Raw genomic sequence first — 26,499 nt, forward strand, 5'->3', positions numbered from 1 at the left:
AGACAATGACGGTTACAGATTTTCAGTATGGCGGGCAAAACAAACGCGCTCGCAAGCGCGTTTATAAAAGCTGAGAGAGATAAAAGCCATATTTAAAAATAGCTCACTATATAAGTCATTTTCCCTGTTGCTTTACCTGGATGGACATCATTGAGCGAAGCCCCTGTCTGAATATAACGAGCCACTAAAGGTAATGTATAATTCGTTCCGATAGAGGAGGTTAAGGTATAGGTCTTTGTCCCTTTACCACTCGAGAAATTCACTTTGGTGTTTGAACTCGCGGTGCCCCAGGCAAGCTGTATCCCCACACCAGCTGCCGAGTAACCATCAGTATCAATCGGCATAATGCCCTGATTACTGGTTGTGGCATTATTTGGCATCAACGTTACGGTCATGACATTACTTTTAACACTTCCAAACGTGGCATTGCTGCGCCCACCGACACCATTAAACACCGGGCAGTTTGTTAGTTTAATACTGGCATCAACCCACGGTGTTGCAAAAGTAGTCCCGTCACGATTCGTAGAATCGGTTTTGTTTCTTTTACCAAGATCAACCAACACATCCGGCGTGTCACATGTAGCAGAAAGAAGTTCAATGGTGCTCGGTCCAAAATGGAAACGGCCTAAGATGAATGGCGAATTAATCGGCATCGGTACCGATGTAGTGGTGTTAATGCTCGTACCACTTACAAATTTGGTGATGACATCCACACTTGGCACACCAGCCAAACTGATGTAACTCACTCCAGCTGGAATATCAGCATACTTAACTAAATTCACATCAATAGAAAGCGAGGTATATCGGAATGCTACGGGTATGGTTCCCCCGCTCATTGTCGCTGGCGAATTTATTATAGGAAGAACTTTCGAAGAACCTTTACTGATAATTAAACCAATTCCCGGAATATTCGTTTTATAGACCGTTGAATTTGCAGGAAAGGAACCTACGCCGCTCAATAACGTTGTTGTTCCACCACTTTGCACAGTATAATCCTGCTGGTAGACTTGAATGGCTTTACCAGAGCAAGTTAATGTGCCAGATCCGTCCGGTATACTCACCGTGTACGCATAAAAGAGAGTTCCGACCGGCGCACCAGGGTCAATGGATATTTTTGCTGCTGGAAAGGTTACAATGTGCTCTTTCATTGTGTAGCTGCACTGTCCAATGGGATAGACAGTATCCGCCTGCGCGAAAAAAGAAAAAAACATCGAAGAAATTAATAATAAGAAAATACGCATAATCGAATCCCTGTTAAAATATTTATATTTCAACTTCAAAATGCTGTACACCACCGAGATCATTAATCACTCGATAGGATAGTACATGTGTATTTAGTGAGATTTTATTTTCACCACCAGATAAATCAATGCTACTAAAGGGGGCTATCATCCCACCATCCAGATAAAACTCTTCCGTACTAACACGCCAACTCACATCCAGCAAAGAAATATAATATGGCGTAGGGTTAATCACACTAAAACCATTTCCTTTTTTTTGCCACTGAAGTTTCTCCATAGCTGAATCTGAGCTTGGCTTTAAGTTTTGTGGACGAAAAAATAATTTAATTCTCGTCTGGAATGCAACTTTTAGATATTGGCCACTGGTTTCATCATCAATACCAGACTTTGGGGGCACTGATAATACGTTCAACCAGAATACTGATTCCCGGTCAGAGGGTAATTCTCCTCCAGTATGGATAATACGCAGGGAGTATCCTTTATTAGCGTCCATTCGTATTAGCGGGGGAATGATAGCAAACGGCACATTAATTTTTTGCGGCAATTCGGTTGGATCGCCAGTATCAATCCAGCTTTGCACTAAGGCAGCCTGAGTGCCTTTATTTGTCAACGCTACCGTCACTTCATTTTTACTTGAAGGAAAAACAACCCTGGTGCCCGTTATTACGACTCCTGCATGTAAAAAAAAGCTGAAAAACATAAGCATCGACAGCAGAAAAGCCCCAGCCATTCTCATAATGAATCATTCCCTGAAATATAAAAGCCACACAAATAATATAATAAGCAATTATAGAATAACCCTTTCACATTCCAATTACATATTACAGATTAGATATTATAAACACAAAAAATTAAGTCACAACCTGAATACATATGGGTTTTAATTGTAATATCGAAGATAAGCAATGCCGGGGGGTAACGATGTGGTTATAGCTCAAGTAGTTACGATAACAGGTAATCAGTCAAGGCCCATCGAAGTTGATAAAATAGCTGAAAAACCGCGGCAACATATTATGCCGCGATTATTCACTCAAGCCGGATTCGGAATATCAATAAACGTAACGTCCAGATCCGTATTTTCGGTCAACCATTCGCTCAAGGCACGAATACCGCCGCGTTCGGTTGCGTGGTGACCTGCGGCGTAAAAATGCAGCCCTTGCTCACGCGCCGAATGAATGGTTTGTTCTGAGACTTCACCGGTAATAAACGCATCCACACCAAAACGTGCGGCGCTGTCGATAAAGCCTTGTCCACCACCGGTACACCAAGCCACACGCTTCACCAGATCCGGTCCGGTATCGCCTGACCAAAGCGGTCTGCGCCCCAGGCGTGCTTCAATCCAGGAAGCCAGTTCCAGCCCAGGTACCGGCATCGACAGCTCGCCCCACGGCAGAAGCTGTTCACCGTCAACGGTGCCCATTACGGTGATGCCCAGCAAAGAGGCTAACTGAACGTTATTCCCCAGTTCAGGATGCGCGTCCAATGGCAAGTGCCAGCCATACAGGTTGATGTCGTTCGCCAGTAGCGTTTTCAGGCGATTGCGCTTCATACCGCGAATGATCGCCGGTTCGTTTTTCCAGAAATAGCCGTGATGCACAATCACTGCATCGGCTTCCTGACGCACTGCTTCATCAAGCAGTGCCTGGCTTGCCGTCACGCCAGTGATAATTTTCTGTACGGCCTCACGTCCCTCAACCTGCAGGCCATTCGGGCCGTAATCGCTGAACGCCGCACTGTTGAGTTTTTCGTTAACCAGCTTTTCCAGTTCGGTATTTTTCATCGTCACTCTCTTTACGATTTACGGGCGGCTTCATAAGCCGCAAGTGTGGCAGTTCGAGCCTGTTTGTGATCCACAATCGGGTGTGGATAGTCCAGCTCGACGCCATTTTTCTCAGCCCACGACCAGGGATCGTGTATCGCCTTGCCCGGCACATGAGCCAGTTGCGGGATCCACTGACGAATAAATTCGCCCTGAGTATCAAATCGCTCACCCTGGGTGGTGGGATTGAAGATGCGAAAATAAGGTGCAGCATCGGTGCCGGTTGACGCCGCCCACTGCCATCCGCCGTTGTTCGCCGCCAGGCAGCCATCGATCAGTTGCGACATAAAATAGTGCTCACCGAGACGCCAGTCGAGCAACAGGTCTTTCACCAGGAAACTGGCGACAATCATACGCAGGCGGTTATGCATCCAGCCCGTGCTGTTCAGTTGCCGCATCGCCGCATCGACAATCGGATAGCCCGTTGCCCCCTGCTGCCAGGCTTTCAATAATTCAGGCGCATCGTTCCATTTCACATGATCTGTCCACGGAATGAAAGGACGATGCTTACATAAATCAGGATGATACGTCATCAGATGGCGGTAAAACTCCCGCCAGATGAGTTCATTGAGCCAGACGGCGCCTTTCCCACCATTCAGCGCATCCGGCTGCTCTGCCAGCAGACGATATAAACACTGGCGCGGGGAAAGTACCCCAATCGCCAGACAGGCGGAGAGTCGGCTGGTGCCCTCTATGGCCGGGAAATCACGTTGTTCTTCATATTCACCCGCATGATGCTGGCAGAACTGACGCAACTGCCCAATCGCACTTTTCTCATCAGCCGGGAACAGCGCAGAGTCGAATGCCTGCTGAGGATAATCAGAGGTGAGCGTCGATACATTCCCGTTTAGCGGCCCCGATTCGCGCACGCGTGGCGCGCCGACGCACTCTGGCAAATCCTCTTTTAACCGGCGCAGGTAAGCGTTTTTGAAGGGCGTAAAGACTTTGTACATCTCATGATTGCCGGTCATCACGCTACCCGGCGCTAACATGACGCTGTCATCAAATCCCTGACACGCCACATCCGGAAGTGCTTTCTCAACGGCAGCATCACGCACGCGTTCGTTGATTTCATACTGATAGTTGTAAAAGAGATGGCTAACCTTTTCCTCTTTGCACACCGCCGCAACGGCATCCACACTGGCCGCAAAATCCGTCACTTCCCGGTAAATCAGAGGAATGCCTTTTTCAGCCAGCGCCTGCTGGAGTGCGTTCAAATGCGCATAAATGTAGGCCGCCTGACGCGGGGCCATCGCGTGCGTTTTCCACTGCCCTGGCGTTGCGATGAACAGGGCCTTAACTGTGGCTGAGCGGCTGCGACAGGCCGCAGCAAGGGCAAAATTATCGTGGACGCGTAAGTCCGCACGAAACCAGACCAGATGGGTGGTCATAACTCTCCTGGTAATAGATATCCGTCAGAAAACAGCACTAGTGTGTTAAAGGAAGGTTACAAGTGCAAGCAGAGGTTGTGTCTCACCGTTGCCAAGTGAAGTAAGTGTAGTCGGAAGGGATGAAAAAAAAGCGAGGCGAAATCCAGAGACAAGATGAAAAAAAACCACCGCAGCAAGCTGGGGTGGTTTTGAGTGAGATTGCTGTATGTAATCAATTGATTAATAAAAATCGCAGGTCGCTTTTTCGGCCTGATCCATCCATACCGGTTTTTCGCTGGTTTTTGCCCAGACGCGATGCAGATAGCTGTAAAAACGTGCGCGGTCTTTCCAGAACATCATCACCGGTAATGCCAGGATACCTGCCAGCACGGCGAAAGTACGACGCATTAATATGATGTGAACTGGAAACACTTTATAGATAGCCATAATTCTCTCCCCTTTTGTTGGCCGGTAATCATCACCGGAAAATGTTTGCCCCAAACGTTGTCGTTTAAAGGACACACTGGAATCTGGTCAAAATAGTACCGTTTTGTTTGTAATTTTACTACTCATCCGACCACTAATTTTTGTCAATTTAAGCTTTATTTACATTCATGCCGTAACTGAGTTACAAAAAAGTTAAATTAATACTAACCATTAGTTAAATTATGGTCTTCGCCATTTTTATACTTTTTTTACACCCACCCTTCTGATTTTTGCGAAATCTTTGCACGCAAAATCCTAACCTCACTGCAATCAACGAAAACACCTGGAGGTGGATTGTGAGTGCAGGCGTCGTAACCGGCATCGTGCTGGTTTTCCTGTTGTTGGGCTATCTGGTTTACGCCCTAATTAATGCGGAGGCTTTCTGATGACAGCCCAGGCATTTTTACTGATTGCCAGCTTCCTGCTGGTACTGTTTATTCTTGCCCGCCCGCTAGGATCGGTGCTGGCAAAAATGATTTCAGGAACACCGCTTACCGGAACCGCCAGAATAGAGTCCGGGCTCTGGCGCATGATGGGAATTGATACCCGTGAAATGGGCTGGGTCCAGTACCTGATGGCTATCCTGTTGCTCAACCTTTTCGGGCTGGTTGTGCTGTTCGCTATGCTGATGTTGCAAGGCATTCTGCCTCTGAATCCTCAGCAACTGCCTGGACTCTCCTGGCATTTGGCGCTGAACACCGCCGTGAGCTTTGTCGCCAACACGAACTGGCAGTCCTACGCGGGTGAAAGCACAATGAGCTACTTCAGCCAGATGGTCGGGCTGACGGTGCAAAACTTCCTTTCTGCCGCTACGGGCATTGCGGTGATTTTCGCGCTCACTCGTGCCTTTGCCCGTCATAGCGTGAATACACTGGGCAACGCCTGGGTCGACATTACACGCATCATTTTGTGGATCTTGTTGCCACTGTCGCTGGTGCTCGCACTGATTTTCATTCAGCAAGGCGCACTGCAAAACCTGTTGCCTTACCAGCCATTCACCTCGCTGGAAGGGGTACAGCACATCCTGCCAATGGGGCCAGTGGCATCACAGGAAGCGATCAAAATGCTTGGGACCAACGGTGGTGGATTCTTTAACGCCAACTCCGCACACCCGTTCGAAAACCCGACCGCAGTGACTAACTTCCTGCAGATGCTGTCCATCTTTTTGATTCCAGCTGCGCTCTGTTTCGCCTTCGGTGATGCCGTCAGCGACCGTCGCCAGGGCCATGCCATTCTGTGGGCCATGTCGGTCATCTTTGTGATTTGTGCTGCGGTAGTGATGTGGGCGGAATGGCAGGGAAACCCGCACTTCCTGACACTCGGCGGCGACAGTGCCAGCAACATGGAAGGGAAAGAGAGCCGCTTCGGCATTCTCGCCAGCAGTCTCTTCGCCGTGGTAACCACCGCCGCATCTTGCGGGGCTGTGAACGCAATGCACGATTCATTCACCGCACTCGGCGGCATGGTGCCAATGTGGCTAATGCAAATTGGTGAAGTAGTGTTTGGCGGCGTGGGATCAGGCCTCTACGGCATGCTGCTGTTCGTGCTGCTGGCGGTGTTTATCGCCGGGCTGATGATTGGTCGCACTCCCGAATACCTCGGTAAAAAAATCGACGTGCGTGAAATGAAAATGACCGCACTGGCGATCCTTGTCACCCCGGCTCTGGTACTGCTCGGTACCGCGCTTGCCATGATGACGGAAGCCGGACGTAGCGGCATGTTCAACCCAGGGATTCATGGCTTTAGCGAAGTGCTCTATGCCGTTTCGTCGGCGGCCAACAACAACGGTAGCGCCTTTGCAGGTCTGAGCGCCAACACGCCGTTCTGGAACTGCCTGCTCGCCGTTTGCATGTTCTTTGGTCGCTTTGGCGTCATTGTGCCGGTCATGGCAATCGCCGGTTCACTGGTCACCAAAAAGATCCAGCCAGCCAGCACCGGGACGCTGCCCACTCACGGCGCACTGTTTATCGGCCTGCTGATCGGTACCGTGTTGCTCGTCGGTGCCCTGACCTTTATTCCCGCGCTGGCCCTGGGTCCGGTGGCGGAATACCTCTCTTTACGCTGAATTTAGGGATCAATTGCTATGAGCCGTACACAAATGGCCCTGCTTGAACCAACACTGGTCCGTCAGGCGCTGATCGATTCCATTACCAAATTAAGTCCGCATACCCAATGGCGTAACCCGGTGATGTTTATCGTCTGGTTGGGAAGCCTGCTAACCACCCTGTTGGCCCTGGCGATGGCGACCGGACATCTTGATGGCAGCGCCTGGTTTACCGGTGCCGTCAGCCTGTGGCTGTGGTTTACCGTGCTGTTCGCCAACTTCGCGGAAGCGCTGGCGGAAGGCCGCAGTAAAGCCCAGGCCAACAGCCTGAAAGGGGTAAAGAAAACTGCTTTTGCCCGTAAATTGCGCGCTCCCCAGCATGATGCTCAGGTTGACCACGTGCCGGCAGAGGATCTGCGTAAAGGCGACATCGTGCTGGTAGAAGCTGGCGATATTATTCCCTGCGATGGTGAAGTCATTGAAGGCGGCGCATCGGTTGATGAAAGCGCAATCACCGGGGAGTCTGCACCGGTGATTCGCGAGTCCGGTGGCGACTTTGCCTCCGTCACTGGCGGGACGCGGATCCTGTCTGACTGGCTGGTCATTCAGTGTAGCGTCAACCCCGGTGAAACCTTCCTAGACAGGATGATCGCCATGGTGGAAGGGGCGCAGCGTCGTAAAACCCCCAACGAAATTGCGCTGACTATCCTGCTGGTTGCCCTGACCCTCGTGTTTCTGCTGGCGACCGCCACGCTCTGGCCATTCTCGGTCTACGGCGGAACGGCTGTCAGCGTGACGGTACTGGTGGCCCTGTTAGTCTGCCTTATTCCCACCACCATCGGCGGTTTGCTGTCGGCGATTGGTGTGGCTGGAATGAGCCGTATGCTGGGCGCAAACGTGATTGCCACCAGCGGGCGTGCGGTAGAAGCCGCAGGCGATGTTGATGTCCTGCTACTGGATAAAACCGGCACCATTACGCTGGGTAACCGCCAGGCTTCTGAATTTCTTCCGGCCCAGGGCGTGGATGAGAAAACGCTGGCCGACGCCGCTCAACTCTCCTCCCTGGCGGACGAGACCCCGGAAGGCCGTAGCATCGTGGTACTGGCAAAGCAGCGCTTTAATATGCGCGAACGCGATGTGCAAAGCCTGCAGGCCACCTTTGTGCCGTTCACTGCACAGACCCGCATGAGCGGAATCAACGTGGGTGAACGGATGATCCGTAAAGGCTCGGTGGATGCTATTCGCCGCCATATTGAGGCCAATAACGGTCAGTTCCCGGCCGATGTTGATACGCTGGTTGAGCGTGTCGCACGTCTGGGTGCCACTCCGTTGGTGGTCGCGGAAGGCGCGCGCGTACTCGGTGTGATTTCCCTGAAGGATGTGGTCAAAGGCGGCATTAAAGAGCGTTTTGCCCAGTTACGTAAAATGGGCATCAAAACCGTGATGATAACCGGTGACAACCGCCTGACCGCCGCCGCAATTGCCGCCGAAGCAGGAGTGGACGACTTTCTAGCCGAAGCCACACCGGAGGCCAAACTGGCGCTGATTCGCCAGTATCAGGCGGAGGGCCGTCTGGTCGCAATGACCGGGGATGGCACCAACGATGCCCCTGCGCTGGCGCAGGCCGATGTGGCTGTGGCAATGAACTCCGGTACTCAGGCTGCAAAAGAAGCAGGCAACATGGTGGATCTGGATTCCAACCCCACCAAACTCATTGAAGTGGTACACATCGGTAAGCAGATGCTGATGACACGCGGTTCGTTAACCACCTTCAGTATTGCTAATGATGTGGCGAAGTACTTTGCCATTATTCCGGCTGCCTTTGCGGCGACCTATCCGCAGCTTAATGCCCTCAACGTGATGCATCTGCACTCCCCTGCGTCGGCCATTCTGAGCGCAGTGATTTTCAACGCCCTGATCATCGTCTTCCTGATCCCGCTGGCGCTGAAAGGGGTGAGCTACAAACCACTAAGTGCTCCTGCCATGTTACGTCGCAATCTGTGGATTTATGGTCTGGGTGGGCTGGTTGTGCCCTTTATCGGTATCAAACTTATCGACCTGCTGTTAACGCTGTTCGGCCTGGTGTAAGAGGAATAAAAAATGTCTTTGATTCGCCCTGCTTTTGTACTCTTAATCGTACTGACGCTGATAACCGGTGGGCTCTACCCGCTGGTGACCACCGCACTGGGCCAATGGTGGTTTAAGGCGCAGGCTAACGGCTCGCTGATTCAGGATGCCGGGCTGGTGCGTGGCTCAAGCCTGATTGGGCAAAACTTTACCGCGCCGGGTTATTTCCAGGGGCGCCCATCCGCGACCGCAGATACGCCTTATAATCCGATGGCGTCCGGCGGCAGCAACCTGGCGGCGAGCAACCCGGAACTGGATAAACAAGTCAGCGCTCGTGTTACCGAACTGCGTGCACAAAACCCACAGGCGGATGCTCAGATTCCGGTTGAGCTGCTCACCACGTCGGCAAGCGGGCTGGATAATAACCTGACGCCTGCGGCCGTCGCCTGGCAAATTCCTCGCGTGGCACAAGCGCGCGGGCTGAGTCGCGATGTCGTTGCGAAGCTCGTCGCGGAACATACGGAAAAACCGCTGGTGGATTTTATCGGTCAGCCAGTGGTAAATATTGTCGAACTGAATCTGGCGCTGGATGCGCGTAAGGATAACTAAGCCATGACAGACGAGCCTTTGCGCCCGGACCCCGACCGGCTGCTGGAACACACAGCAACCACCCACCGTGGAAAACTGAAGATTTTTTTCGGTGCCTGTGCCGGGGTCGGCAAAACCTTCGCCATGTTGCAGGAAGCCCAGCGGCAGCGAGCGCAAGGGCTGGATATCCTTATCGGCGTAGTGGAAACCCACGGGCGGAAGGAGACTGCCGCCCTGCTGAACGGTCTTGCCGTACTGCCACCCAAACGGGTCGCCCATCGCGGGCGACTGATTCAGGAGTTTGATCTCGACGCCGCCCTTGCGCGGCGTCCGGCGTTGATACTGATGGACGAACTGGCGCACAGTAACGCGCCGGGCACTCGCCACCCAAAACGCTGGCAGGATGTGGAAGAGCTGCTGGAAGCTGGCATTGACGTGTTAACGACAGTAAACGTGCAGCATCTGGAAAGCCTGAACGATGTGGTCAGTGGCGTCACCGGCATCCAGGTCCGCGAAACCGTCCCCGATCCCTTCTTTGATGCCGCCGATGAAATCGTGCTGGTCGATCTTCCCCCGGACGACCTGCGCCAGCGCCTGCATGAGGGGAAGGTCTATATCGGCGGACAGGCGGAGCGTGCCATCGAGCATTTCTTCCGTAAGGGCAACCTCATCGCCCTGCGCGAGCTGGCGCTGCGTCGAACTGCCGACCGCGTTGATGACCAGATGCGAGCCTGGCGCGACCGTCTCGGCGATGAAAAAGTCTGGCATACCCGTGATGCTATCCTGCTCTGCGTCGGGCATGGCAACGGAAACGAGAAACTGATCCGCACCGCAGCACGACTGGCTGCCAAACTGGGCAGCGTCTGGCACGCGGTCTATGTTGAAACCCCTACCTTGCACCGACTGCCCGAACCGCAGCGACGGGCTATTCTGGCCTCCCTGCATCTGGCCCAGGAGTTAGGTGCGGAAACCGCTACCCTTTCCGACACCGCAGAGGACAAAGCGATTTTGCGCTATGCCCGGGAGCATAATCTCGGCAAAATTTTGATTGGCAGACGCGCCAGACGCAGCTGGTTTAATCGCGAATCCTTCGCCGATCGTCTGGCGCGACGCGCACCGGATCTTGACCTGGTGATCATCGCTCCTGATGACACGCCCGTCACGCTGCCTTCTCGTCCTGGAGATGCTCGCCCATTTATGGAACGCTGGCGTGTTCAGGTCAAAGGCTGCCTGGTGGCCCTGGCTTTGTGTGCAATTATCACGCTGATTGCAATGCAATGGCTGGTCGCTTTTGATGCCGCCAACCTGGTGATGGTCTACCTGCTCGGGGTGGTGGTGATCGCGCTGTTGTATGGCCGCTGGCCCTCGGCGTTTGCCACGGTTATCAACGTGGTCAGTTTTGACCTCTTTTTCATCGCGCCTCGTGGGACGCTGGCGGTCTCAGATGTGCAATATCTGCTGACGTTTGGGGTGATGTTGACCGTGGGTCTTGTCATCGGCAACCTGACAGCTGGGGTACGCTATCAGGCGCGCGTGGCCCGTTATCGTGAACAGCGCACCCGCCATCTCTATGAGATGTCAAAAGCGCTGGCATCGGGGCGCAGCGCCGCAGACATTGCCGCCACCAGCGAAACATTCATTCGCTCCACCTTTGATGCACGAAGCCAGGTACTGCTGCCAGACAGTTCGGGCAAACTGGTGGCCATTACCGGAACGCATAACATCACCTCCTGGGATGATGCCATCGCCCGCTGGAGCTTTGATAAAGGCCAGCCTGCTGGCGCGGGTACAGATACCCTGCCCGGTGTCCCCTACCAAATTTTACCGCTCAAAAGTGCGCAGAAAACACATGGGTTGGTGGTCGTTGAACCGGCCAATTTGCGCTTGCTGATGGTACCTGAACAACAGCGTTTGCTGGAAACTTTTACCCTGCTGGTCGCCAGCGCGCTGGAGCGCCAGGCGTTGATCTCCAGTGAAGAGCAGGCCCGCTTTGCCAGCGAGCGCGAGAGCATTCGTAACTCACTGTTAGCCGCCCTCTCCCACGACCTTCGCACACCGCTGACGGTGCTGTTCGGCCAGGCGGAAATCCTGACCCTGGACCTGGCAAGCGAAGGGTCAAAACATGCACCGCAGGCCAGCGAAATCCGCCAACACGTACTGAATACAACTCGTCTGGTCAATAACCTGCTTGATATGGCGCGCATTCAGTCCGGCGGTTTTAATTTAAAACGAGAGTGGTTGACCCTGGAAGAAGTAGTGGGTAGTGCGCTGAGAATGATTGAATCCAGCCACGGTGGACGGCATATCGCACTCGACTTACCAGACCCACTAATGCTGGTCCATGTGGATGGTCCTCTGTTCGAGCGCGTGCTGATCAATTTGTTGGAAAATGCAGTGAAATATGCCGGACATCGGGCCAAAATAGGCATTCGAGCGATAACAGAAAATGCCCGCTTAACGCTGGAAGTCTGGGATAACGGGCCCGGTATTCCTGCCGGGCAGGAACAGACCATTTTTGCTAAGTTTGCTCGCGGAAATAAAGAGTCGGCTATCCCCGGCGTAGGACTGGGACTGGCCATCTGTCAGGCTATTGTCGAGGTGCATGGTGGGACCATTTTCGCCGCAAACCGCCCGGAAGGCGGTGCCTGTTTTCATGTTACACTGCCTCTCGATACGCCCCCGCAACTGGATGACTTTGTCGAGGATCTGTGATTAACGTTCTTATTGTCGAAGATGAACAGGCTATTCGTCGTTTCCTGCGTACCGCGCTGGAGGCTGATGGGCTGCGGGTGTTTGAAGCTGAGACATTACAGCGAGGCTTGCTTGAAGCAGCGACGCGCAAACCGGACCTGGTCATCCTCGATTTGGGCCTGCCGGATGGCGATGGCATCGATTTTATCCGTGATCTGCGTCAGTGGAGCCAGATGCCGGTGATCGTTTTGTCTGCCAGAGCGGAGGAGAGCGATAAGATCGCCGCCCTTGATGCGGGCGCGGACGATTACCTCAGTAAGCCATTTGGTATCGGTGAACTGCAGGCCCGACTGAGAGTGGCGTTGCGCCGCCATGCCGGTACTCAGCAGAGCGATCCCGTGGTGAGTTTTTCGGATATTCAGGTTGATCTCGCCAGTCGACGGATTTTACGCGGCAACGAAGAGTTGCACCTCACCCCTATCGAGTTTCGTTTACTCTCGGTGCTGTTAAACAATCACGGAAAAGTGCTTACCCAGCGTCAGTTGTTAAGCCAGGTCTGGGGGCCTAACGCCGTCGAGCATAGCCACTATTTACGCATCTATATGGGTCATCTGCGGCAAAAACTTGAGGCTGACCCCGCGCGTCCGCGCCATCTGCTTACCGAAACGGGTATCGGTTACCGGTTTATGCTGTAATCACCAGCATAAAAAAAGCCCGGTCACGCTTACGCAACCGGGCCTGGTCAATCACTTTACCGCATCAGGCGTTTTTCAGCACTTCACTGACAATCTCTACCGCTTCTTTCTCAATCAGCTTACGGTGTTCTTCACCGAGGAAGCTTTCGCAGTAAATCTTATAAGCATCTTCCGTACCAGACGGACGTGCGGCAAACCAGCCGTTCTCAGTCATTACTTTCAGACCACCGATCGACGCACCGTTACCTGGCGCTGCCGTCAGACGGGCAGTGATCGGATCACCCGCAAGTGTGCTGGCACTGACCATTTCCGGAGAAAGCTTAGAGAGTGCCGCTTTCTGCGCAGAGGTGGCGCTGGCACCCAGACGGTTGTAGCTCGGCGCACCGAAACGCGCAGCCAGTTCGTCATAATGCTGCTGTGGGTTTTTACCGGTGACAGCGGTGATTTCAGCCGCCAGCAGGCACATGATGATGCCGTCTTTATCCGTAGACCACGGCGTGCCGTCAAAGCGCAGGAAAGAAGCCCCCGCGCTCTCTTCGCCACCGAAGCCGAAGCTACCGTCGAACAGGCCATCAACAAACCATTTGAAACCAACCGGTACTTCAACCAGTTTACGACCAAGATCGTTGACCACGCGGTCAATCATAGCGGAGGAAACCAGGGTTTTACCTACCGCAACATCTTTGCCCCACTGTGGGCGATGCTGGAACAGATAGTTGATTGCCACAGCCAGGTAATGGTTCGGGTTCATCAGCCCAGCCGGGGTGACGATACCGTGACGGTCATAGTCCGGGTCGTTGGCGAAAGCTAAATCGAACTTGTCGCGCAGTGCCAGCAGACCGGCCATCGCACACTCAGAAGAGCAGTCCATACGGATCACGCCATCTTTGTCGAGGTGCATAAAGCGGAAAGTCTGATCGACCTGGTCGTTCACGATGGTCAGATCGAGTTTGTAGAATTCAGCAATGCGTTTCCAGTATTCGATACCAGAGCCACCGAGCGGATCAACACCCAGCTTCAGGCCTGCTTTCTGGATTGACGCCATATCAACGATATCTGCCAACCCTTCGATAAACGGCTGCACCAGATCCTGTTCTTTCACATGGCCCGAGGCCAGTGCCGCGTCCAGAGTGATGCGTTTCACGCCTTTCAGACCATCAGCCAGCAGCGCGTTAGCACGGTCTTCCACCACTTTGGTGACGTTGGTGTCAGCCGGGCCACCGTTTGGTGGGTTGTATTTAATACCGCCATCTTCCGGTGGGTTATGCGACGGAGTGATCACAATGCCGTCAGCCTGTGCGCCGCCTTTCTTGTTGTGGACCAGAATGGCGTTAGAAACGGCTGGAGTCGGAGTAAAACCGTTGTTTTCCTGCACAATCAGATCAACGCCGTTGGCAGCGAGGACTTCCAGCACGGAGATGAATGCAGGTTCAGACAAGGCATGGGTATCTTTACCCACATAGCACGGACCGGTGATACCGTTTTTAGCGCGCTCTTCGGCAATCGCCTGGGCAATCGCCAGAATATGTTGTTCGTTGAAGCTATGACGCCCCGCACTGCCGCGGTGACCTGACGTACCAAATTTTACTGCATGTTCAGCGTTACCGACTTCCGGCTTGAGTACGTAGTACTGCGCGGTAAGTTGGGCGACGTTGATCAAATCGCTCTGTTGCGCAGGTTGCCCCGCACGTTCATGGTTAGCCATTGCCTGGTCCTTTTTATGCAAGGATTAAATTGTGCCGCAAACCTTTTCAATCAATTCCGCCGGGAACTGCATTGACTGCATGATGTGTTCGACCATGCTGCATTTACGACCCGTATTGGTGTTGGTGATGACCCAGTATGGAGTATCTGGCACCTGTTTTGGCTTGGTTTGAGTACCGTTTTGCAACAGGGTTTGTTCATCAGACGCAAAGTATACGCGGGTACGCCCATGCAGAGACTCGGTAGATTCTGCAAAAGCGTTATTGTCCAAAGAATAGAGCGTAGACAGCACCAGCATGAAACGGTTGACGGCTTTTTTCTGATCGGCGTACTCATCAGAAAGCAGTAACTCGCGCACCGCACGCACTTTGTCTTTCGCGGTATTGGTCGGTTTGACCTCTTCAACAACCTTAGTTGTAACAGGTGTTTCTTTTACAGCAGCGGGAACCGTGGCGGCGGGTTGCGCAGAGGCAGAAAATTTCAACATGCGCCGTAAAATGTCGGATGCACTCTCACCAATATGCTTCGTGTGGCTGGCAATATAACTGTAGAGTTCATCATCAACTTCAATCGTTTTCATTTTAATCCAGTGCAGTGTCTTATCTGAATACAAGTTATTGAGATTATAAAGTCAAATCTCAACAGCGGATAGCGTTAAACCTGAGAGGCTGCTAAGTTAGATTGTGTCTGAACCTTGCAGCCGGGCGGCAGAATGTTCAACATAATACCCTAATCCGAAAGAGCGAAAAAAAGAACTTTGCCATGAAATTGAATACCCGAGCGCAATCTGCACAACAATCGCACAACAATTCTCCCATCGTGTTGGTCCACGGTTTGTTTGGTAGCCTGGACAACCTCGGTATCCTTGCTCGTGACCTCGTCAATGACCATGACATTCTTCAGGTTGATATGCGTAATCACGGGCTTTCAGACCGTTCAGACGAGATGAATTATCCGGTGATGGCGCAGGATTTGGTCGACACGCTGGACGCACATTCTATAGAGCGCGCAACCTTTATCGGCCACTCGATGGGTGGCAAAGCAGTCATGGCCTTAACTGGCCTCGCTCCTGAGCGTATTGACCAATTGGTTGCGATTGATATTGCCCCCGTTGATTATGCTGTCCGCCGCCATGATGAGATTTTTGCCGCTATCAATGCCGTGACGGATGCGCAAGCCACAACGCGCCAGCAGGCGGCTGCCGTGATGCGTACCGTTATTGATGAAGAGGGAGTGATTCAGTTTTTGCTGAAGTCGTTTATTGACGGCCAGTGGCGTTTTAACGTTCCCGTGCTCTGGGAACAGTACCCGCACATTGTAGGCTGGGAAGAGGTTCCGGCCTGGAACCACCCTGCTCTGTTCATTCCTGGTGGGAACTCACCGTATGTGACTGAACAGTACAGGCAGACGCTGCTCAAACAATTTCCTCAGGCGAAGGCACATGTGATTGCCGGTGCGGGCCATTGGGTGCATGCAGAAAAGCCTGATGCCGTTTTGCGTGCTATCCGTCGTTATCTCGCTGAAAAGACAAACTGATTAAAAACCCGGCGACCGGTCGCCTGAACGCGCCCGGGCGTTGGCGTACCTGCCTCCCTGATGTATGATGGCGCGCTAATCAGCCCGGGCTACGACCCGATTGCTTGTACTTCCCGTAGTATTCTTAAATCATGGCTAAAGAACAAACGGACCGCACGACACTAGATCTGTTCGCGAATGAGCGTCGCCCGGGACGTCCTAAAACCAATCCGCTCTCTCGCGACGAGCAATTGCGTATCAATAAACGCAATCAGCTTAAACGCGATAAATTTCGTGGGCTTAAACGCGTCGAATTGAAAATCAATGCCGAAGCCGTTGATGCATTAAATGCACTGGCCGACGCGCGTCAAATGAGTCGCAGTGAACTCATCGAAGAGATGTTGCTGGAACAGCTCAAAGCGCTGAACAGCATTGATTCCTCTGAATCTTCATCTAAATAACGCTTTCATGTGGCATAGAGTGCAGTCTGGCGCGATTGCAGTTTCCGCGCGCTTGCCTGTTCTGCTATGATTGCCCTTATCCGTGGGCTAAACGCCACCACCATATCATTAAGTTTCAAGAGGTTATTTTACTCATGGCAATCACTGGCATTTTTTTCGGCAGCGACACCGGTAATACCGAAAACATCGCAAAAATGATCCAGGCTCAGCTTGGTAAAGATGTTGCTGATGTTCACGACATTGCAAAAAGCAGCAAAGAAGATCTGGAAGGCTACGACATCCTGTTACTCGGCATCCCGACCTGGTACTACGGTGAAGCACAGTGTGACTGGGATGATTTCTTCCCGACGCTGGAAGACATTGATTTCAATGGCAAACTGGTCGCGCTGTTTGGCTGTGGCGATCAGGAAGATTATGCTGAGTACTTCTGTGATGCGTTGGGTACCATCCGTGACATCATCGAACCACGCGGTGCGGTGATTGTCGGTCACTGGCCGACTGAAGGTTACCACTTCGAAGCGTCCAAAGGCCTCGCCGATGACGACCACTTCGTGGGCCTGGCCATTGACGAAGACCGCCAGCCGGAGCTGACCGCTGCACGTGTTGATAAATGGGTTAAGCAGATTTATGAAGAGCTGAACCTTAAAGATATCATTAATGCCTGATGCTGTTTGGCGCAATCTGCGGGTTGCGCCAGATTGATAGTTAAAACCAATGGAAATAATTGCTACATTTTTTTAACTTTTGCCTCCAGCACTGTACAATATGGCCTGGTTAAAATGGGTATCGCGAAGGACTTTGTTGGCGCTACCACGTTTTATACGCTTACTTTACTTGAGGGCTTGCAGTTTTCATTTAGACATGGCAGTTCTATAATGAGACGCATTTCCCAGTGCATTCCTTGTAGCTTCCCGATGGGGAGCGAACCGTTTAGCAACAGGACAGATTCCGCATGACTGACAACAATACCGCATTAAAGAAGGCCGGCCTGAAAGTCACGCTTCCTCGCTTGAAAATTCTGGAAGTTCTTCAGGAGCCGGATAACCATCATGTCAGTGCGGAAGATTTATATAAGCGCCTGATCGATATGGGCGAAGAGATCGGGCTGGCAACGGTTTACCGTGTACTGAACCAGTTTGACGATGCCGGGATCGTAACCCGTCATAATTTTGAAGGCGGTAAATCCGTTTTCGAACTGACTCAGCAACATCACCATGACCACTTGATTTGCCTCGATTGTGGCAAAGTGATTGAATTCAGTGATGACTCCATTGAAGCTCGCCAGCGTGAAATCGCGTCGCAACACGGTATCCGTCTGACGAACCACAGCCTCTATCTCTACGGCCACTGCGCTGAAGGCGATTGCCGCACCGACGACAATGCCCACGAGATTGCTGGAAAATAATCTTCCGTAAACGTAAAAAGCCAACCCTAAGGTTGGCTTTTTTTATGGCTGGAAAAGTGTTTTTCCTACTGCGTATTGTGGCTACGAATCTCCTGCCAGATACGATCGCAATCGGCTTTTATCGCCTGTCCGTTACCCGTATGGGTCGCTTCGAGGCACTGCTGATAATCCAGTGTACGAACCGTTTCTTCATGGGCAAACTGTTGATGCGCTTTTTCCGATTTGAGCACCTCCAGCACACTACGACAGGCTTCAAGCTTTTGCGGCGACCCCTCCGCCGTATTAATGCAGGCACTGTAAGCGGTTTTCAGACGCATATCTTCCTTTGACGCGCCAGGTTGCTGTACACACGCAGCCAGACCGAGGGTCATTAACAGAATCATCAGGTTATTTTTCATTTTGCTCTCCTTCGCATCAGAAGATCGAGAACGGCGCAATCACGATAAATTTCACGTCGCGCTCATCCTGGAAGATATTGTTGTATCCCCCGCCCCAGCTCGGGATATCAGAGTGGTTATCATATTGCGTGAAGTGCAGCTTGAAGAGTGTGCCTTTCGCCAGACCATCCTGCAGGGTGTAAACCACATCCAGACTGTAAGCAGATTCTTTAATGGAGTTACCGGCATCGTAATATTTGTCGCCAGAAGGAACGTTCGAGGGTTTAGCATCCCAGCCGTAGACATATGACGCCCCCACCGCCCAACCCGGCAGATTTAAATCTTTAAGATCGTACATCGCACCGACAAAGACGGCTTTCTCATTGTGGGCGTTAAAGTCTGAGCGATTATCCCACCAAATATCCAGACGGCCATTTGATGAACCATACAGTGGCGTCATACGCTGGTTGAAGTATCCCTGGCGGCCATCAGCTTTAACCCATGTTCCTTCAAGACGTAAATCAACCGGCCCGACAGCATAATTAAACGTCAACGCCTGTAACCATGCCGTACCATCATAAATATCATTAATCGTATGATTAGTGGCTTTATCCCTCGAACTGTAGAATTGATAACTGGTTGATAACGGACTACCCGCAATATCAAATTTATAACTGGCTTTCGCAAAATACTGATCCACATATCCCTGGGCCTGGCCAAACGCAGCCTCTAATACGAGATCGTTTTTAAAATCATATTTCGCACCGAGAGAGTGCACATAATCAATTTTGGTCACGCGATCATTTTGATAGAAATTATCGGTTTCATTATACCAGGGCGCTTTATATTCATTGGCCCACATATAGGAAAAACTCAACTCGCCTGCTTGCTCAAAATTCAGTTTTACACCAGCCTCGGTACCCTGATAGGTTCCTGGCATAAAACTCCAGTTAGAAGCCAGCAGCGTCTGTCCGGTGGGCTGAATATAGCCCGCTCTGGCCCACACCGGACCGTATTTGAACTTAGCCGCAGCGGTGTAAAGACTTGCACCGCTTCTGTCCCCAGCCCAGTCTTCATCGTAGACTTTATGACTATTAGAGAAAGCTATTTCGTTAGGGTGGGCACTGCCCGACGATTCGGCCATTTCAATGGCTGCAAACGCCGCAATATCGATACCGAACATATCTGCTGCATATCCCGACTGGAAATCCAGATTGGTATTCCAGGTGGAATGCGCAAGGTTAGTTTTATATTTATTGCCGTCGGTGACGTCTTTACGGTCGCGCTCACGCTGCCAGTAATAGACACCGCCAGTAAGAGTCGAATCGTCAACAAATCCTGCGGCAGTGACCGCAGGTGACGCCATTAAACCTGACATTGCTGTAACGCTGGCAATAGCTAACGCTATCGCCTTACGCTTGGCGGTAAACGCGTTCATAATTGTTCCTCTTTGACTAAAATAAAAAGTGCTGTGCAAAGGCATTCAGCAACAAAATAAAATCAGGAAATAACGGAAAGTGCCTAAAAACTTCTTTCACTCCCCGAATCAAGGTTATTTTTGCCCGCACGAATGATCAAGCATTTTGCCCAGGTGAAAACCAGGAATATGACAGGACACACAGATTTCAGGTTGTTTCAGGAGAGTTTTGCAAAGGAGGAGTAAATCGTAATTTACCGTGTAAATTATCAGGATGAACGAGGGTTAAAAATAATAAATTTAAAACTGCATTTCATGTCAAGCACAGACAATTATTGTAAAATCACAAGAAACCTTGTGCGCAGAAATAAAAAAACGCCGCACAAGGCAGCGTTTTTAAATATTAACGTCGATATTACTCGCCGACTTTAGCCCAGGTGTCACGCAGACCCACGGTACGGTTAAAGACCAGCTTATCGGCCGTTGCATAACGGCTATCAAGGCAGAAGTAGCCTTCGCGTTCGAACTGGAAAGCTTTACCCGTTACGGCAGCCTGCAGTGATGGCTCAGCATAACCCTGTTTGATGACCAGAGATTCCGGGTTCATCACCGTCAGGAAGTCTTCCGCCGCACCCGGGTTTGGTACGCTGAACAGGCGGTCATACAGACGAATTTCGACTGGCAGTGCATGTGCCGCACTCACCCAGTGAATCACGCCTTTCACCTTGCGACCATCGGCCGGATCTTTGCTCAGGGTATCTGCATCATAGGTACAGAAGATGGTGGTGATATTACCTTCAGCATCTTTCTCCACACGCTCTGCTTTTACCACGTAGGCATTACGCAGACGGACTTCTTTACCCATTACCAGGCGCTTGTACTGCTTGTTCGCTTCTTCACGGAAATCGGCGCGATCGATCCAGATTTCAGCACTGAATGGCACTTCACGGTTGCCCATTTCCGGTTTGTTCGGATGGTTAGGCATGGTGACGATTTCGCTTCCACCCTGCGGGTAGTTTTCGATAACCATTTTAACCGGATCGATAACCGCCATCGCACGCGGCGCGTTTTCGTTCAGATCTTCACGAATACAGGATTCCAGTGAAGCCATCTCAATGGTGTTGTCCTGCTTGGTGATACCAATACGTTTGCAGAACTCACGGATGGATGCAGAAGTGTAGCCACGACGACGCAGACCAGAAATAGTCGGCATACGCGGGTCATCCCAGCCTTCAACGTGCTTATCGGTCACCAACAGGTTCAGCTTACGCTTGGACATGACGGTGTATTCCAGATTCAGGCGCGAGAATTCGTACTGACGCGGGTGAACCGGAATAGAGATGTTGTCCAGCACCCAGTCGTACAAACGACGGTTATCCTGGAATTCCAGCGTACACAGAGAATGGGTAATGCCTTCCAGCGCATCGCTGATGCAGTGGGTGAAGTCATACATCGGGTAGATGCACCACTTGCTGCCAGTCTGGTGGTGATCGGCAAACTTAATGCGGTACAGCACCGGATCGCGCAGAACGATAAACGGTGAGGCCATATCGATTTTGGCACGCAGACAGGCTTTACCTTCTTCAAAACCACCAGCACGCATTTTTTCAAACAGTGCGAGGTTCTCTTCTACGCTGCGATCGCGGAACGGACTGTTTTTACCCGGCGCCGTCAGCGAACCACGGTATTCACGGATTTCGTCCGCAGAAAGTTCATCAACAAAAGCCAGACCTTTGGTGATCAGCTCAACCGCATATTGATGCAGTTGATCGAAGTAGTCAGAGGAGTAGCGCACATCGCCGGACCAGTGGAAACCCAACCACTCTACGTCATGTTTAATGGAGTCAACGTACTCGATATCTTCTTTAACCGGGTTCGTATCATCGAAACGCAGGTTGCATTGCCCGTTGTAGTCTTGTGCAATACCAAAGTTCAGGCAGATAGACTTCGCGTGACCGATATGCAGATAGCCATTCGGTTCAGGCGGGAAACGGGTGCAAACAGAATTGTGCTTACCAGTAGCAAGATCTTCGTCAATGATCTGACGAATAAAGTTAGTCGGGCGGGCTTCAGCCTCACTCATCGTAGATTCCTCAAAGCGTAAACAACGTATAACGGCACATGATCTTATAAGCGGGTCTTCGAGACAACCCTTAGTTACGGAAAATACCTCTCTCGCAGAAATAATCACTGCAACAGACGCAAAAAAAAGCGGCAGAGAAAATGTCCTCTGCCGCTTTTGGCAAATCTAACGCTAAAAGCAATTAGCCTTTGATGTCATACAGCGGCGTTTGCCCTGCAATGACAGAACCCTGCGCTTTAATAACCAGACCAGAGAAGTCATCAATGTTGCTGCAGACGACGGGACTGATCATCGAACGTGCAGTGGCGTTCAGGTAATCCAGATCCATTTCAAGGATCGGCTGACCTGCAACAACCTGGGCACCTTCTTCGACCAGTCGAGAGAAGCCCTGGCCACCAAGCGCGACGGTATCGATGCCCATATGAACAACGATCTCCGCACCTTTCTCGGTTTCGAGACAGAACGCGTGGTTGGTATTGAAGATTTTCACGATAGTTCCGGCAGCCGGGGACACTACAAATTTATCCGTCGGCTTAATCGCCACACCGTCACCGACTGCTTTGCTGGCGAATGCTTCGTCTGGCACTTCATCCAGAGAAACAACTTGGCCGGTAATCGGCGAGACCAGTTCAGCAATAACAGATGCATTCGGCACTGCCTGAGGCTTAACAGGCGCGACAGTTGCAGTCGCAGCACTGTCGGCGGCTGGCACGTTACCCGCAGTTTTCATCGCATTCGCGATTTTTTCAGCCACAAAGCCCACGATAATCTGCACGCTGGTTTTATTCAGACGAATAATACCCGTCGCACCAAGACGTTTTGCCATCGCTTCATTGACCAACGCAGAGTCTTTTACGTTCAGACGCAGACGAGTGATACAGGCATCAATGCCAGTCAGGTTAGCAGAGCCACCGATAGCGGCAATGTACTGACGAGCCAGACCCACAGCATCCTGCTCAGACCCGGTGCTGACATTCACATCCTGGCCATCCGCTTCATCACCGGCAACCGCGAGTTCCCGACCCGGGGTCAGCAGGTTGAATTTCTGGATAGTGAAACGGAACACCACGTAGTAGATAGCGAAGAACACCAGGCCTTGTAGAATAAGCATGTACCAGTGAACCGCCAGCGGGTTGCGTGACGAGAGCACCATATCTACCAGACCCGCACTGAAGCCGAAGCCAGCAATCCAATGCATGGTCGCAGCAATAAATACGGAAATACCGGTCAGCACCGCGTGGATGAAGTACAGCACTGGCGCCACGAACATGAAGGAGAATTCCAGTGGTTCGGTAATGCCGGTGAAGAAGGCGGCAAACGCACCTGCCATCATAATACCCAGCACTTTGGCTTTGTTTTCCGGACGGGCGCAATGGTAGATAGCCAGCGCAGCGCCAGGCAGGCCGAACATCATGATTGGGAAGAAACCTGCCTGATAACGACCGGTGATCCCGATTTCAGCTTTACCTGCAGCAATAGACTGTGCGCCGCCAAGGAAGTTAGGAATATCGTTGATACCCGCCACGTCAAACCAGAACACGGAGTTCAGCGCATGGTGCAGACCTACCGGAATCAACAGACGGTTAAAGAAGGCATAGATGCCCGCACCCGCAGAGCCCAGTTTCTGGATATGTTCACCAAAGCCTACCAGACCGCTAAAGACGACCGGCCAGATGTACATCAGAATGAATGCCACAACGATCATGACGAATGACGTCAGAATCGGCACCAGACGACGACCACTGAAGAAGGACAGCGCTTTTGGCAGTTCGACACTGCTAAAGCGGTTGTACAGTTCTGCAGCGATAATACCGACCATAATCCCAACGAACTGGTTTTTGATCTTGCCGAACGCGGCAGGAACCTGATCGGCAGGGATTTTCTGGATCATGGCGACGGCGGCTGGCGAACACAACGTCGTTAATACCAGGAAACCAACGAAGCCAGCCAGCGCGGCTGCCCCGTCTTTGTCTTTGGACATACCGTAGGCAACACCCACTGCAAACAGCACGCCCATATTATCGATGATGGCAGAGCCGGACTGGATAAACAGCGCCGCCAGCGCGTTATCCCCACCCCAACTTACCGGGTCGATCCAGTAGCCGACCCCCATTAGAATTGCTGCTGCAGGCAGCGTGGCAACCGGCACCATCAGTGCGCGGCCAACCTTTTGCAAGTAACCTAAAAGACTCACGTTATTCCCCCTCTGACCCCACACCGGGCGCCTGACATAGTATTTTTTATTGTCTTACTTAACCTGAAAGCACGGCCTTTTTTTACGACAGTGTAAGTGTGTGAAAAATTAATTCGCCTCGCAAATTAAATGCACACTTTTTGTGATTTTAGTCACCAAATATCGTTATTAACCCTCCTCTTTGCTGGCTAACAAGCAAAACTTATTTTATGATTAAAAAAATCAAGACGGATTGCCCCCCTGAGGAGCAAAACTGCATTACGCTTACATCAGTACTGGCTTGCAATCCGCGAACTTTTAAACTCAACGTAGAGGTGAATAATGAGACTGATTCCCCTGGCAACAGCTGAACAAGTTGGCAAATGGGCTGCACGCCATATTGTTAACCGCATCAATGCCTTCAAACCGACAGCAGATCGTCCGTTTGTGCTCGGCCTGCCAACCGGCGGCACACCACTGACTGCCTATAAAGCTCTGGTTGAAATGCACAAAGCGGGCCAGGTTAGTTTCCAGCACGTTGTCACCTTCAATATGGACGAATACGTCGGGCTGCCAAAAGAGCACCCGGAAAGCTATCACAGCTTCATGCACCGTAACTTCTTCGATCATGTTGATATTCTGGCAGAAAATATTAACCTGCTGGATGGCAATGCGCCGGATATTGACGCAGAATGCCGTCAATACGAAGAAAAAATCCGTTCCTATGGCAAAATTCACCTGTTTATGGGCGGCGTTGGCAACGATGGTCACATCGCCTTCAACGAACCTGCGTCCTCGCTGGCTTCTCGTACCCGTATTAAAACCCTGACCCATGACACTCGCGTGGCGAACTCACGTTTCTTTGATGGCGATGTGAGCCTGGTACCAAAATACGCCCTGACCGTGGGTGTGGGTACGTTGCTGGATGCAGAAGAGGTAATGATTCTGGTATTGGGTAATCAGAAAGCGCTGGCGTTGCAGGCGGCAGTTGAAGGTAACGTCAACCACATGTGGACCATCAGCTGCCTGCAGCTGCACCCGAAAGCAGTCATGGTGTGTGACGAGCCGTCCACCATGGAACTAAAAGTTAAAACATTGAAATATTTCAATGAATTAGAAGCTGAAAATATTAAAGGTCTGTAATTGTGTTTCCGTTCCGCAAAGGTCAATCTGCGGAGCGGCACCCATTTTTTAACCGGGGGTCGTTATGTATGCTTTAACCCATTGCCGCATTTTCACCGGCCATGAAATTCTGGATGACCACGCGCTGATTGTCGCGAATGGCCTGATTGAGCGTGTTTGTCCGTTGGCAGAATTGCCATCTGACATCGAGCTGCGCCCCCTGCATGGCGCTATGCTTGCCCCCGGTTTTATTGATGTCCAGCTAAACGGCTGTGGCGGCGTACAGTTCAACGATACGGCTGAAGCGGTTAGTGTTAAAACGCTGGAAATCATGCAGCGCGCCAACGAAAAATCCGGCTGTACCAGTTACCTTCCGACGCTTATCACCAGCAGCGATGACCTGATGAAACAGGGCATTCAGGTGATGCGTGATTATCTGGCAAAGCATCCTCATCAGGCGCTGGGTCTGCACCTTGAAGGTCCGTGGCTGAATATCGTTAAGAAAGGGACGCACAACCCGAGTTTTGTGCGTAAGCCTGATACAGAACTGGTGGACTTTCTGTGCCAAAACGCCGATGTCATTACCAAAGTCACTCTCGCTCCTGAAATTGCGGGGGCAGAAGTCATCGCCAAACTGGCAGCATCCGGGATTGTGGTTTCAGCGGGCCATTCCAACGCAACACTAAAAGAAGCCCAGGCTGGCTTTCGTGCTGGTGTCACTTTTGCCACTCACTTATTTAATGCCATGCCGTACATCACCGGACGTGAGCCGGGCCTGACCGGAGCCATTCTGGATGACGCCGATGTTTACTGCGGCATTATTGCAGACGGTCTGCATGTCGATTACGTTAATGTACGTAGCGCTAAACGCCTGAAAGGTGACAAGCTTTGCCTGGTGACGGATGCAACGGCACCCGCAGGTGCGGATATTGACCAGTTCATTTTTGCTGGTAAAACAATATACTACCGCAATGGATTGTGCGTTGATGAAAACGGTACGCTGAGTGGCTCTGCCCTGACGATGATCGAAGGGGTGAGTAATTTGGTTGAGCACGTAGGCATTGCGCTTGATGAAGCATTGCGTATGGCGACTCTCTACCCTGCCCGTGCGATGGGGTTTGCGGACACACTCGGCAGCATTGCGCCTGGCAAAGTGGCGAACCTGACCGCTTTCACGCGCGATTATAAAATAATCAAGACCATCGTTAATGGTAACGAGGTCGTCACTGAGTAAGTAAAGG

23 protein-coding genes are annotated in these 26,499 nt (G+C 51.6%); 12 read left to right on the top strand and 11 right to left on the bottom strand.

The annotated features are described in order from the left end of the window. Positions 1–92: 92 nt before the first annotated feature. The 5 genes from AC5JPW_RS07400 to AC5JPW_RS07420 form a co-directional block, all read right to left on the bottom strand. Entirely contained in the window at positions 93–1,241 is a 1,149-nt protein-coding gene (locus AC5JPW_RS07400) for a fimbrial protein (RefSeq protein ID WP_494239249.1), read from the bottom strand. A gap of 22 nt (positions 1,242–1,263) precedes the next feature. Continuing rightward, positions 1,264–1,977, bottom strand: coding sequence for a fimbrial biogenesis chaperone (locus tag AC5JPW_RS07405; RefSeq protein WP_494239251.1), 714 nt, complete (start codon positions 1,975–1,977; stop codon positions 1,264–1,266). Between the two features lie 294 nt (positions 1,978–2,271). Continuing rightward, positions 2,272–3,021 (bottom strand): type 2 GTP cyclohydrolase I, encoded by a 750-nt coding sequence (locus AC5JPW_RS07410; RefSeq protein WP_494239252.1) that lies wholly within the window; start codon positions 3,019–3,021, stop codon positions 2,272–2,274. Positions 3,022–3,032: 11 nt separating this feature from the next. Beyond that, on the bottom strand, positions 3,033–4,451 hold the full coding sequence (gene phrB / locus AC5JPW_RS07415; protein WP_494239254.1) for a deoxyribodipyrimidine photo-lyase: 1,419 nt from the start codon (positions 4,449–4,451) through the stop codon (positions 3,033–3,035). A gap of 219 nt (positions 4,452–4,670) precedes the next feature. Then, positions 4,671–4,877, bottom strand: a complete 207-nt coding sequence (locus tag AC5JPW_RS07420) for a YbfA family protein (protein ID WP_494239256.1) — start codon at positions 4,875–4,877, stop codon at positions 4,671–4,673. A gap of 335 nt (positions 4,878–5,212) precedes the next feature. Between AC5JPW_RS07420 and kdpF the strand changes: the two genes are divergently transcribed. From kdpF to kdpE, 6 genes are read left to right on the top strand one after another with little or no spacing between them, the layout of a single operon-like run. Then, positions 5,213–5,302 (top strand): K(+)-transporting ATPase subunit F, encoded by a 90-nt coding sequence (kdpF, locus tag AC5JPW_RS07425; RefSeq protein WP_041852093.1) that lies wholly within the window; start codon positions 5,213–5,215, stop codon positions 5,300–5,302. Then, a complete protein-coding gene (gene kdpA, locus AC5JPW_RS07430; RefSeq protein ID WP_494239258.1) occupies positions 5,302–6,981 on the top strand; it encodes a potassium-transporting ATPase subunit KdpA in 1,680 nt (559 codons plus the stop codon). The genes kdpF and kdpA overlap by 1 nt, the downstream gene beginning before the upstream one ends. A gap of 18 nt (positions 6,982–6,999) precedes the next feature. After that, complete coding sequence (gene kdpB / locus AC5JPW_RS07435) at positions 7,000–9,048, top strand: potassium-transporting ATPase subunit KdpB (protein ID WP_494239259.1); 2,049 nt, start codon at positions 7,000–7,002, stop codon at positions 9,046–9,048. A gap of 12 nt (positions 9,049–9,060) precedes the next feature. Beyond that, positions 9,061–9,636: a potassium-transporting ATPase subunit KdpC gene (gene kdpC, locus AC5JPW_RS07440; protein WP_494239261.1), complete on the top strand. Its 576-nt coding sequence runs from the start codon at positions 9,061–9,063 to the stop codon at positions 9,634–9,636. A gap of 3 nt (positions 9,637–9,639) precedes the next feature. After that, positions 9,640–12,327 carry a two-component system sensor histidine kinase KdpD gene (gene kdpD, locus AC5JPW_RS07445; RefSeq protein ID WP_494239263.1) on the top strand — a complete coding sequence of 896 codons (2,688 nt, stop codon included), beginning with the start codon at positions 9,640–9,642 and terminating at the stop codon, positions 12,325–12,327. Further along, positions 12,324–13,001, top strand: a complete 678-nt coding sequence (kdpE, locus tag AC5JPW_RS07450) for a two-component system response regulator KdpE (protein ID WP_494239264.1) — start codon at positions 12,324–12,326, stop codon at positions 12,999–13,001. Before kdpD ends, kdpE begins: the two co-directional genes overlap by 4 nt. A 64-nt stretch (positions 13,002–13,065) precedes the next feature. Here the strand turns inward: kdpE and pgm are convergent, their stop codons facing one another. Beyond that, complete coding sequence (gene pgm, locus AC5JPW_RS07455; RefSeq protein WP_494239266.1) at positions 13,066–14,706, bottom strand: phosphoglucomutase (alpha-D-glucose-1,6-bisphosphate-dependent); 1,641 nt, start codon at positions 14,704–14,706, stop codon at positions 13,066–13,068. 24 nt (positions 14,707–14,730) lie between these two features. Next, positions 14,731–15,285 (bottom strand): replication initiation negative regulator SeqA, encoded by a 555-nt coding sequence (seqA, locus tag AC5JPW_RS07460; RefSeq protein WP_494239268.1) that lies wholly within the window; start codon positions 15,283–15,285, stop codon positions 14,731–14,733. A gap of 182 nt (positions 15,286–15,467) precedes the next feature. On the opposite strand from seqA, the gene ybfF reads away from it, so the two are divergent. From ybfF to fur, 4 genes are all read left to right on the top strand, one after another. After that, a complete protein-coding gene (ybfF, locus tag AC5JPW_RS07465; protein ID WP_494239269.1) occupies positions 15,468–16,241 on the top strand; it encodes an esterase in 774 nt (257 codons plus the stop codon). A 131-nt stretch (positions 16,242–16,372) separates the two neighbouring features. Continuing rightward, on the top strand, positions 16,373–16,681 hold the full coding sequence (gene ybfE / locus AC5JPW_RS07470) for a LexA regulated protein (protein ID WP_494239270.1): 309 nt from the start codon (positions 16,373–16,375) through the stop codon (positions 16,679–16,681). Between the two features lie 134 nt (positions 16,682–16,815). Beyond that, a complete protein-coding gene (fldA, locus tag AC5JPW_RS07475; protein WP_494239271.1) occupies positions 16,816–17,346 on the top strand; it encodes a flavodoxin FldA in 531 nt (176 codons plus the stop codon). 287 nt (positions 17,347–17,633) lie between these two features. Further along, positions 17,634–18,086 carry a ferric iron uptake transcriptional regulator gene (fur, locus tag AC5JPW_RS07480; RefSeq protein WP_494239273.1) on the top strand — a complete coding sequence of 151 codons (453 nt, stop codon included), beginning with the start codon at positions 17,634–17,636 and terminating at the stop codon, positions 18,084–18,086. A gap of 65 nt (positions 18,087–18,151) precedes the next feature. On the opposite strand, the gene chiQ is transcribed toward fur, so the two are convergent. From chiQ to nagE, 4 genes are all read right to left on the bottom strand, one after another. After that, complete coding sequence (chiQ, locus tag AC5JPW_RS07485) at positions 18,152–18,484, bottom strand: ChiQ/YbfN family lipoprotein (protein WP_494239274.1); 333 nt, start codon at positions 18,482–18,484, stop codon at positions 18,152–18,154. A 16-nt stretch (positions 18,485–18,500) separates the two neighbouring features. Continuing rightward, a complete protein-coding gene (gene chiP / locus AC5JPW_RS07490) occupies positions 18,501–19,901 on the bottom strand; it encodes a chitoporin ChiP (RefSeq protein ID WP_494239276.1) in 1,401 nt (466 codons plus the stop codon). A 394-nt stretch (positions 19,902–20,295) separates the two neighbouring features. Continuing rightward, the gene (gene glnS, locus AC5JPW_RS07495) at positions 20,296–21,963 is read right to left on the bottom strand and encodes a glutamine--tRNA ligase (protein ID WP_494239277.1); all 1,668 of its coding nucleotides are present in this window, start codon (positions 21,961–21,963) and stop codon (positions 20,296–20,298) included. Between the two features lie 181 nt (positions 21,964–22,144). Then, positions 22,145–24,157 (bottom strand): N-acetylglucosamine-specific PTS transporter subunit IIBC, encoded by a 2,013-nt coding sequence (gene nagE / locus AC5JPW_RS07500; RefSeq protein ID WP_494239279.1) that lies wholly within the window; start codon positions 24,155–24,157, stop codon positions 22,145–22,147. 321 nt (positions 24,158–24,478) lie between these two features. Here nagE and nagB point away from each other — a divergent pair, with 321 nt between their 5' ends. Both nagB and nagA read left to right on the top strand, forming a co-directional pair. Further along, entirely contained in the window at positions 24,479–25,279 is an 801-nt protein-coding gene (gene nagB, locus AC5JPW_RS07505; RefSeq protein ID WP_494239280.1) for a glucosamine-6-phosphate deaminase, read from the top strand. A 64-nt stretch (positions 25,280–25,343) separates the two neighbouring features. After that, positions 25,344–26,492, top strand: a complete 1,149-nt coding sequence (nagA, locus tag AC5JPW_RS07510) for an N-acetylglucosamine-6-phosphate deacetylase (RefSeq protein WP_494239282.1) — start codon at positions 25,344–25,346, stop codon at positions 26,490–26,492. The last annotated feature ends 7 nt before the right edge of the window (positions 26,493–26,499 follow it).

The sequence above is a fragment of the Phytobacter sp. genome (assembly GCF_059074235.1).